We start from the raw sequence: 6,414 nt of genomic DNA, 5'->3' as shown, positions 1-6,414 counted from the left end.
AGAAGACTCGAACTTCCACGACCGTAAGGTCACCAGCACCTGAAGCTGGCGTGTCTACCAATTTCACCATCTGGGCAATCATCGCAAGCGTTGCCGCTGTTGATGTGGCGCACTATACGGAGGCCTTTTTGATCTGTAAACCCCTGATTTGGTTTTAATAAATCAGTGTGAGCAAAAGCTTTCCCGCAAATGCAAAAAACCCGCTTTCGCGGGTTTTGTGTGAGTGTTGAAACTGATCTAGTCTCAAACTCGAAATTGGTGCCCAGGAGAAGACTCGAACTTCCACGACCGTAAGGTCACCAGCACCTGAAGCTGGCGTGTCTACCAATTTCACCACCTGGGCATCATCGAAAGCGCTTGTGCGTCGTCGATGGCGCGCACTATACGGAGCGTCTTTTTAACTGTAAACCCCTGCCGCAGAAAAAACTGAATTTTTTTACCAGCGGCGTTCAAAACGGTCTCCGAGCGTCGATACAAGGCCTTGCACAGCCTTATAGAAGCGGAAATTTCCCGTTTCCCGGCGCCTATGCCAAACTAACCCGTATATAGACAAGGTGAAAACTCTCTAATGGCCGATTGGCAGTCCCTCGATCCCGAGGCCGCTCGTGAAGCGGAAAAATACGAAAACCCTATTCCCAGCCGCGAACTGATCCTGGCGCACCTCGCCGATCGGGGTTCGCCTGCTGCCCGCGAGCAACTGGTCGAAGAGTTTGGTCTGACCACAGAAGACCAGATCGAGGCCCTGCGCCGCCGCTTGCGCGCTATGGAGCGCGACGCTCAACTGATCTACACCCGCCGTGGCACTTACGCGCCGGTCGACAAGCTCGACCTGATCCTCGGCCGCATCAGCGGTCACCGTGACGGTTTCGGTTTCCTCGTGCCGGACGACGGCAGCGACGACCTGTTCATGAGTCCGGCGCAAATGCGTCTGGTGTTCGATGGTGACCGTGCGCTGGCCCGGGTTTCCGGGCTCGACCGTCGTGGTCGCCGTGAAGGCGTGATCGTCGAGGTGGTGTCCCGCGCTCACGAAACCATCGTCGGTCGCTACTTCGAAGAAGGCGGCATCGGTTTCGTCGTTGCCGACAACCCGAAGATCCAGCAGGAAGTGCTGGTGACGCCGGGCCGCAACGCCAATGCGCAGATCGGTCAGTTCGTCGAAGTGAAAATCACCCACTGGCCAACGCCGCGCTTCCAGCCGCAAGGCGATGTGGTCGAAGTGGTCGGCAACTACATGGCGCCGGGCATGGAAATCGATGTTGCCCTGCGCACTTACGACATTCCGCACGTCTGGCCTGAAGCGGTTGTGAAAGAAGCTGCCAAGCTCAAGCCGGAAGTTGAAGAAAAAGACAAAGAGAAGCGCATCGACTTGCGCCATCTGCCGTTCGTCACCATCGACGGCGAAGACGCCCGCGACTTCGATGACGCGGTCTACTGCGAAGCCAAACCGGGCAAACTGCGCCTGTTCTCCGGTGGCTGGAAGTTGTACGTGGCGATTGCCGACGTTTCCAGCTACGTGAAGATCGGCTCGGCGCTGGACAACGAAGCTCAGGTTCGCGGCAACTCGGTGTACTTCCCCGAGCGCGTGATTCCGATGCTGCCCGAGCAACTGTCCAACGGCCTGTGCTCGCTGAACCCGCAAGTCGATCGTCTGGCCATGGTTTGCGAGATGACCATCTCCAAGTCCGGCGAAATGACCGACTACTGCTTCTATGAGGCGGTGATCCATTCCCACGCTCGTCTGACCTATAACAAGGTCAGCGCGATGCTGGAAACGCCGAAGGCGACCGAAGCGCGCAAACTGCGCGGTGAGTACACCGACGTCGTGCCGCACCTCAAACAGCTCTACGCCTTGTACAAGGTGTTGCTGGCCGCCCGTCACGTACGTGGCGCGATCGATTTCGAAACCCAGGAAACCCGGATCATCTTCGGCTCCGAGCGCAAGATTGCCGAAATCCGTCCGACCGTGCGTAATGATGCGCACAAGCTGATCGAGGAGTGCATGCTGGCCGCCAACGTGGCCACTGCCGAATTCCTCAAGAAGCACGAAATTCCTGCGCTGTATCGTGTTCACGCCGGTCCGCCGCCAGAGCGTCTGGAAAAACTGCGCGCGTTCCTCGGTGAGCTCGGCCTGTCCCTGCACAAAGGCAAGGACGGTCCGTCGCCGAAGGATTATCAGGCCCTGCTGGCGAGCATCAAGGATCGTCCGGATTTCCACCTGATCCAGACCGTCATGCTGCGTTCGTTGAGTCAAGCGGTGTACAGCGCTGAAAACGATGGCCACTTCGGCCTGAATTACGAAGCCTATACCCACTTCACCTCGCCGATCCGTCGTTATCCGGACCTGCTCACGCACCGCGCAATCCGCAGCGTGATCCATTCGAAACAGGACACCCCGCACGTTCGTCGTGCCGGGGCGATGACCATTCCGAAAGCGCGCATCTATCCGTACGACGAAGCGGCACTGGAGCAGCTCGGCGAGCAGTGCTCGATGAGCGAGCGCCGTGCCGACGAAGCGACCCGCGACGTGGTGAACTGGCTCAAGTGCGAGTTCATGAAGGATCGCGTCGGCGAGTCGTTCCCGGGCGTGATCACTGCAGTGACCGGTTTTGGTCTGTTCGTCGAGCTGACCGATATCTACGTCGAAGGCCTGGTGCATGTCACCGCGCTGCCAGGCGATTACTACCACTTCGATCCTGTGCATCACCGCTTGGCGGGCGAGCGCACCGGTCGCAGTTTCCGTCTTGGCGACACCGTTGAAGTACGCGTCATGCGCGTCGACCTAGACGAGCGCAAGATCGACTTCGAGATGGCCGAGAAAACCATCAGCGCGCCGATTGGTCGCAAGAAACGTGGCACCGAAACTGCTGCGCCTGCTGCCAGGGCTGCGGAAGAAAAGGCTCCAGCGAAAACCGCCAGCCGTCGTCCGGCCAAGGAAAAGGTCGCCGAAGCCTATCGCCCGAGCGACGCCGTGGCGAAAAACGCCGAGCTGCGCAAAAGCCGTGAATTGAAGAAGGCCTTGCTGGCCGATGCGAAAAACGGTGGTAAAGCGGCGTCCGGGGGAAAGACCGGACGGTCGGCGCCTGACAGGGCGACCGACGGCAAGCCAGCCAAGCCGAGCAAACACCGTAAGGGCCCGCCAAAAGCGGGTTCCGCTCCAGCCAAAAGTGGCGGGGCGCGTAAACCGAAGGCGAAGTCATGAGTCAGTTGGAAAAAATCTACGGCGTTCATGCGGTAGAAGCGTTGCTGCGTCACCACCCCAAACGCGTCAAGCAGATCTGGCTGGCGGAAAGCCGTAACGATCCGCGCGTGCAGACGCTGGTCGAGCTGGCCAATGAAAACCGTGTTCAGGTCGGCCAGGCCGAGCGTCGCGAAATGGACGCCTGGGTTGAAGGCGTGCACCAGGGCGTTGTCGCTGAAGTCAGCCCAAGTCAGGTGTGGGGCGAGGCGATGCTCGACGAGTTGCTCGATCGCACCGAAGGCGCGCCGCTGTTGCTGGTGCTCGACGGCGTGACCGATCCGCACAACCTCGGCGCCTGCCTGCGTTCGGCCGATGCGGCCGGTGCGCTGGCGGTGATCGTGCCGAAAGACAAGTCGGCCACGCTGACCCCGGTGGTGCGTAAAGTCGCCTGCGGCGCCGCGGAAGTGATTCCGCTTGTGGCCGTGACCAACCTGGCGCGCACGTTGGAAAAACTCCAGCAGCGCGGTTTGTGGGTAGTCGGCACCGCTGGTGAAGCCGAGGTCAGCATTTATGACCAGGACCTGACCGGCCCGACCATCCTGATCATGGGCGCCGAAGGCAAAGGCATGCGTCGCCTGACCCGCGAGCACTGCGACTATCTGGTGAACCTGCCGATGGCCGGCAGCGTCAGCAGCCTCAACGTGTCGGTCGCCACCGGCGTGTGCCTTTTCGAAGCCCAGCGCCAGCGCGGTGCGAAGGCCAAGGCTGCCGCGAAGAAATAAGCTTCACGCAATCAACTGTGGGAGCGAGCCTGCTCGCGAAGAGGAGTGTCAGTCGACGTCATTGTTGCCTGACAGGCCGCATTCGCGAGCAGGCTCGCTCCCACATTCGGTTACGGTGTCTGGAAGATCGGTGGTTGTTCAAATAATCACCAATTGCCTTGCGCCCCCGCAGTCCCTTCTCTACAATTGCGCCCCTTGCTGTGACGGCAGGCACGCATGTGCCCCGCGCCAGCAAGTCCATAAGTGTCATTCACTCCTTGTCTGACCGTTTTTGAGCGGCAGGCTACAACCCGTAAGGAGCATTCATGCGTCATTACGAAATCATCTTTCTGGTCCACCCGGATCAGAGCGAGCAAGTCGGCGGCATGGTTGAGCGTTACACCAAGCTGATCGAAGAAGACGGCGGCAAAATCCACCGTCTGGAAGACTGGGGCCGTCGTCAACTGGCCTACGCAATCAACAATGTTCACAAGGCTCACTACGTGATGCTGAACGTTGAGTGCACTGGCAAGGCCCTGGCCGAGCTGGAAGACAACTTCCGCTACAACGATGCAGTGATCCGTAACCTGGTCATCCGTCGCGACGAAGCCGTTACCGGCCAGTCCGAGATGCTCAAGGCTGAAGAAAACCGCAGTGAGCGCCGTGAGCGTCGCGACCGTCCTGAGCACGAAGGCGCCGAAGGCACCGACAGTGATGACAGCGACAACAGCGATAACGCTGACGAGTAATCCACGGACCTTATTAAGGAGCCTATCAAATGGCACGTTTCTTCCGTCGTCGTAAATTCTGCCGCTTCACCGCTGAAGACGTGAAAGAGATCGACTACAAAGATCTCAACACTCTGAAAGCCTACGTATCCGAGACCGGCAAAATCGTTCCAAGCCGCATCACCGGTACCAAAGCTCGTTATCAGCGTCAGCTGGCCACCGCTATCAAGCGCGCCCGCTTCCTGGCCCTGCTGGCCTACACCGACAGCCACGGCCGCTGAGACCGGGCAGTCGACAAGTAGCAAAGGATTGAATGCATGCGCGCCTTAGCTGAGTTCATCATGCGAGGCCGAATGCAGGCCACTCTCGTGGTGGCCGGATGTGCAACATTGCCGTTGTTGTATTGGTTGGGTGCTGCCGCCGGGAGCCTTGTGCTGCTGCGGCGCGGATTGACGGACGCCCTTGGCGTTCTGTCGCTGGGACTGCTGCCGGCCTTGATCTGGTGGCTGTATGCCGACGACCCACGGGCACTTCTGGTGCTGCTGGGGTCTTCGGGGCTTGCGTTGGTTTTGCGCGCAAGCGAATCCTGGGTCCGCACGCTGCTGGTCAGCGTAGTGATCGGAGTGGTGTTTTCAGTGGTGCTCGGGGTCGCGTTTGCGGCCCAGATCGAGATGCTTGCACAGGCCCTTATAAAGGTCATGCCGGCACTTCTTGGTGAGACCTACAAGCAATTGTCGGTCGATGAGCAAGCGCGTTTCGCGTCCCTGATTGCACCGGTTCTGACCGGACTGATTGCGGCCTTGTTGCAGATCGTCAGCGTGCTGAGCCTGATTGTCGGGCGGCATTGGCAGGCGTTGTTGTACAACCCGGGTGGTTTCGGTCGCGAGTTTCGCGCCATCCGCATCCCGCTGGGGCCGGCGATGTTACTGCTGGCGTTGATGCTTCTGGGCCCGAATCTCGGTGCACAGATGGCCATGTTGACGCCGTTGTGCAGTGTACCGCTGGTGTTCGCCGGGCTGGCCCTGATTCACGGGCTGGTCGGGCAGAAGCGACTGGCCGGTTTCTGGCTGGTGGGGTTGTACGTCACGCTGCTGTTGTTCATGCAGCTGATCTATCCGTTGCTCGTGGTTCTGGCCATTGTCGACAGCCTGATTGATTTTCGCGGTCGTCACGTGTCGAAAGACACCGACAGCGCGAACGGTGAAGGTTAAAAGTTAGAGGATTTTCACATGCAACTGATCCTTCTGGAAAAAATCGCCAACCTGGGCAACCTGGGCGACAAAGTAAACGTTAAGGCCGGTTACGGCCGTAACTACCTGCTGCCTTTCGGCAAGGCTACCGCTGCGACCGCTGCCAACCTGGCTGCGTTCGAAGAGCGTCGCGCCGAGCTGGAAAAAGCCGCCGCAGACCGTAAGGCATCGGCTGAAAGCCGTGCTGCCCAACTGGCCGAACTGGAAGTGACCATCACTGCCACCGCTGGCGACGAAGGCAAGCTGTTCGGTTCGATCGGTACTCACGACATCGCTGACGCACTGACCGCCTCCGGCGTTGAAGTGCAGAAGAGCGAAGTTCGTCTGCCGAACGGCACCATCCGCAACGTGGGTGAATTCGACGTGGCCGTGCACCTGCACGCCGAAGTTGAAGCCACCGTACGCGTTGTCGTGGTAGCAGCTTAAGCAACACGGATCGGCTGGCGGCTTGTCCGTCAGGCGGTTAACATCGGGCACGATCCTGTTTACAGGTCGTG

Annotated in this window: 6 protein-coding genes and 2 tRNA genes (1 of these 8 cut by a window edge); 6 read left to right on the top strand and 2 right to left on the bottom strand. The window is 59.5% G+C overall.

All coding sequences use genetic code 11. The annotated features are described in order from the left end of the window. Both D8U70_RS27680 and D8U70_RS00415 read right to left on the bottom strand, forming a co-directional pair. Positions 1 to 76 (bottom strand) — tRNA-Leu (locus tag D8U70_RS27680) (it extends 76 nt beyond the left edge of the window). Between the two features lie 180 nt (positions 77 to 256). Further along, positions 257 to 343: transfer RNA gene (locus tag D8U70_RS00415), tRNA-Leu, on the bottom strand. A gap of 225 nt (positions 344 to 568) precedes the next feature. Here D8U70_RS00415 and rnr point away from each other — a divergent pair. From rnr to rplI, 6 genes are all read left to right on the top strand, one after another. Next, positions 569 to 3,199, top strand: a complete 2,631-nt coding sequence (gene rnr, locus D8U70_RS00410) for a ribonuclease R (protein WP_073471681.1) — start codon at positions 569 to 571, stop codon at positions 3,197 to 3,199. Beyond that, positions 3,196 to 3,960: a 23S rRNA (guanosine(2251)-2'-O)-methyltransferase RlmB gene (gene rlmB / locus D8U70_RS00405; RefSeq protein ID WP_024011372.1), complete on the top strand. Its 765-nt coding sequence runs from the start codon at positions 3,196 to 3,198 to the stop codon at positions 3,958 to 3,960. Before rnr ends, rlmB begins: the two co-directional genes overlap by 4 nt. A 305-nt stretch (positions 3,961 to 4,265) precedes the next feature. Continuing rightward, on the top strand, positions 4,266 to 4,688 hold the full coding sequence (gene rpsF / locus D8U70_RS00400; protein ID WP_016771938.1) for a 30S ribosomal protein S6: 423 nt from the start codon (positions 4,266 to 4,268) through the stop codon (positions 4,686 to 4,688). A gap of 29 nt (positions 4,689 to 4,717) precedes the next feature. Beyond that, positions 4,718 to 4,948: a 30S ribosomal protein S18 gene (rpsR, locus tag D8U70_RS00395; RefSeq protein WP_002551829.1), complete on the top strand. Its 231-nt coding sequence runs from the start codon at positions 4,718 to 4,720 to the stop codon at positions 4,946 to 4,948. Positions 4,949 to 4,984: 36 nt separating this feature from the next. Further along, positions 4,985 to 5,878: a hypothetical protein gene (locus D8U70_RS00390; RefSeq protein WP_016771937.1), complete on the top strand. Its 894-nt coding sequence runs from the start codon at positions 4,985 to 4,987 to the stop codon at positions 5,876 to 5,878. Positions 5,879 to 5,896: 18 nt separating this feature from the next. Beyond that, a complete protein-coding gene (gene rplI, locus D8U70_RS00385) occupies positions 5,897 to 6,343 on the top strand; it encodes a 50S ribosomal protein L9 (RefSeq protein WP_003221136.1) in 447 nt (148 codons plus the stop codon). The last annotated feature ends 71 nt before the right edge of the window (positions 6,344 to 6,414 follow it).

Source organism: Pseudomonas sp. Sample_20 (genome assembly GCF_004307585.1).
In the GTDB taxonomy this organism is placed as follows: domain Bacteria; phylum Pseudomonadota; class Gammaproteobacteria; order Pseudomonadales; family Pseudomonadaceae; genus Aquipseudomonas; species Aquipseudomonas atacamensis.
The sequence above is the reverse complement of the archived record's forward strand: the minus strand, read 5'-3'. Positions and strand labels throughout refer to the sequence as shown.

Excerpts from the sequence above, each read along its gene's own strand:
- rpsR (WP_002551829.1), top strand. The coding sequence starts at position 4,718 with ATGGCACGTTTCTTCCGTCGTCGTAAATTCTGCCGCTTCACCGCTGAA.
- D8U70_RS00390 (WP_016771937.1), top strand. The coding sequence starts at position 4,985 with ATGCGCGCCTTAGCTGAGTTCATCATGCGAGGCCGAATGCAGGCCACT.
- rnr (WP_073471681.1), top strand. The coding sequence starts at position 569 with ATGGCCGATTGGCAGTCCCTCGATCCCGAGGCCGCTCGTGAAGCGGAA.
- rplI (WP_003221136.1), top strand. The coding sequence starts at position 5,897 with ATGCAACTGATCCTTCTGGAAAAAATCGCCAACCTGGGCAACCTGGGC.
- rlmB (WP_024011372.1), top strand. The coding sequence starts at position 3,196 with ATGAGTCAGTTGGAAAAAATCTACGGCGTTCATGCGGTAGAAGCGTTG.
- rpsF (WP_016771938.1), top strand. The coding sequence starts at position 4,266 with ATGCGTCATTACGAAATCATCTTTCTGGTCCACCCGGATCAGAGCGAG.